General features: G+C 62.0%; 3 protein-coding genes. 1 reads left to right on the top strand and 2 read right to left on the bottom strand.

The window, feature by feature from the left end:
• Positions 1-358: 358 nt before the first annotated feature.
• The gene (locus ABIB51_RS23115; RefSeq protein WP_354191727.1) at positions 359-691 is read left to right on the top strand and encodes a RidA family protein; all 333 of its coding nucleotides are present in this window, start codon (positions 359-361) and stop codon (positions 689-691) included.
• 63 nt (positions 692-754) lie between these two features.
• On the opposite strand, the gene ABIB51_RS23110 is transcribed toward ABIB51_RS23115, so the two are convergent.
• Positions 755-1,528 (bottom strand): SAM-dependent methyltransferase, encoded by a 774-nt coding sequence (locus ABIB51_RS23110; protein WP_354191726.1) that lies wholly within the window; start codon positions 1,526-1,528, stop codon positions 755-757.
• Between the two features lie 89 nt (positions 1,529-1,617).
• Positions 1,618-2,073, bottom strand: a complete 456-nt coding sequence (locus ABIB51_RS23105; RefSeq protein WP_354191725.1) for a GNAT family N-acetyltransferase — start codon at positions 2,071-2,073, stop codon at positions 1,618-1,620.
• Positions 2,074-2,325: the final 252 nt, after the last annotated feature.

The raw sequence follows: 2,325 nt of genomic DNA, 5'->3' as shown, positions 1-2,325 counted from the left end.
CAGGTGAGGAGGGCGCGGCGGAGTCGCTCGATATGAAGGGCATGTGATCTTCTCTGGATGAGTTCGGTGAGGGGCCGGGTGCCAGGGGAACTCGCGTTGGAGTCCCCTTCGAGGGCACACGGAATCACCGCTTCCGAGGGAAGCGAACGGGAACCGCTGCATCGACTCTGGGTCACAGAGAAATTAAGAATGTCACTGCGGTCAAACGTAGCACCACGTCTTACCCGCCCGTTAGCCGGCGGCTAAGCGGACGCCGCTGCGTCCCGTTGGTCCACCGGTCTGCGGTTTATGCTGCATGACTCGTTGTCGGCGCCGATAGGGTGGGATTTTGCCAGCGCATTCCAACAGGAGGACGCCCATGCCCAGCGCAGTTACCCTCATTAGCTCGAGCACCCTTAGTGCCTCCGCGCAGTACGCGTATGCGGCGACCGTTCCTGGCGCGGCACGCCTCATTTTCCTGGCCGGATCATGCCCCTTGAATAAGGACGGTACGACCGCAGGCCCCGGGGACTACGCAGCACAGGCTGCAAAAGCGATTGAGAACTTGCACCTTGCCCTCGAAGCCGCCGGTGCCGGCATCGAGGATGTAATCTCCACACGCATCCTTGTGGCATCGACCGAGCGACGAAATTGCTGGTCTACCGGTCGAAGAGTACGGGTATCCCACCGGGACAGGTTGCCATTTCGTTAGGGGATCCCCTGGTGGAACGCCAGCATGTCTGCGCGTTACATTACGGTGAGTCGCAGTGGACTCCTACCCCCTTAGGCAGAAATACGCCATCCCGAGTACGCCTCGGTAGCCCTCTTCATATGCAGCGCGCTGTTCCTCATATTGCCGACGGACCTGCTCTGCGGCGGGATGGTCGGCATCATGTGCTTCTAGCCAACGGGTAAACCTGTCGCGATACCCGGCCTCGAAGACGTCCCACTCCTGAACGCTTGCCTGGTCGTCGTCCACCACCTCGAGACCAGCGGCGCGGATCTGCTCGCGTAACGCATCTTCTGTTAGGTACTCGTCGTCACGTCCAGCCAGAGGGGCGGTGGCAGCCGGATGAGGTGTTGCTGACCAGATCGCCTCGCCGTAGACGAGTCGGCCGCCGGGAAGCACCAGAGCTCGAAGGGCGCGCAGGGCCGCGGCGTAGTCGAGCGGCTGCGCGTCCTCTACCGGCGGCCCCCAGATCTGGCTCGCGCCGATGCAGATGACAGCGTCTGCGGGGCGATCCTGGGCTTCTAGCCCAGGCATCGAATCAAACGTCGCTCTGTCGAGCAGCCCACGAGTCAATGCTTGTTGCCTCGCTCGGTCGATGGACGCGGAAGCACTGTCCACTCCGCGTCCCCGTGCCTGCGGGGCCGACGTCAAAACCCGAAGTAGTAGTTCACCCCATCCGCACCCCATGTCCAGAACCTCAGCCGGCGCCGGGTCGGACAAGAACGCCACAAGGTGTGCGGCGCGTTCCTCGGAGAGCGGGGTAAGCCAGGTCAGGGACTCGTAGAGGGGCGGCAGTTCATGCGAAGTACTGTCGGTCACTCAATGATGTTCTCACGATTCACAGAAGCGACTGCTTGTCCGTAAGCCGGTGGCTCAGCGGACGCCGCTGCGTCCGATTTGGGGATCGTTTATCGGGACGCTGCGAAGAGGACCAGTTCTGATCGCCCGTCGTCGGCTGTCACCCCGCGAATCTCCGCGAATCGGCCGACGGACCGGAAACCCAGAGTCTCGTGCATTCTGATGGATGCCGTGTTGTGTTCGTTCGCGAAGTAGTAAACGCTCGAAGACTGAGACCAGATCCACTCCACCCGCGCCCGGGTGAGAGCCGAACCGATTCCCCGCCGTCGGAAATCCGGAGTGACGACGACGCCCCCTAGATAGTGGCCTGCAGGGACCTCGCCATCGGTTTCGCCGTGGAAGTGCGTTTTGGCTACGCCGACGATCTGACTTTGTATGGCCGCTACCAATACGACCCGGTCGTTTATCGGGGCGATCATTTCTGCTGTCCAGCGTGCGCGGTCGCTGGCATCACAGATCGCGTCCACCTGTCTCAGGTCATCCAGGGTCGCTTCGCGGATCTGCATGCATAGAGCGTACTGAGAAGTGCTAAGCGGCGCCTTTAAGGGCGCCGTTAGCCGGTGGCTCAGCGGACGCCGCTGCGTCCGATTTGGGGATCCTTTACCGGGCGGAGGAATGCCTCTCCGACCAGAAAGTCGCCTCACGGTGAGGACAGAGGGAAAGCTACCCTGACCGGGCGCTCTCCCAGCCGCGCCGGAATCAGCGATGCGTGAGTGCCGGATCCTCTCGTTCCTGGTCTTTGTTTGACGTGTCTGAAA

The sequence above is a fragment of the Arthrobacter sp. UYCu712 genome (assembly GCF_040547005.1).
Taxonomy (GTDB): domain Bacteria; phylum Actinomycetota; class Actinomycetes; order Actinomycetales; family Micrococcaceae; genus Arthrobacter.
This window is presented reverse-complemented; position numbering and strand designations above follow the sequence as displayed.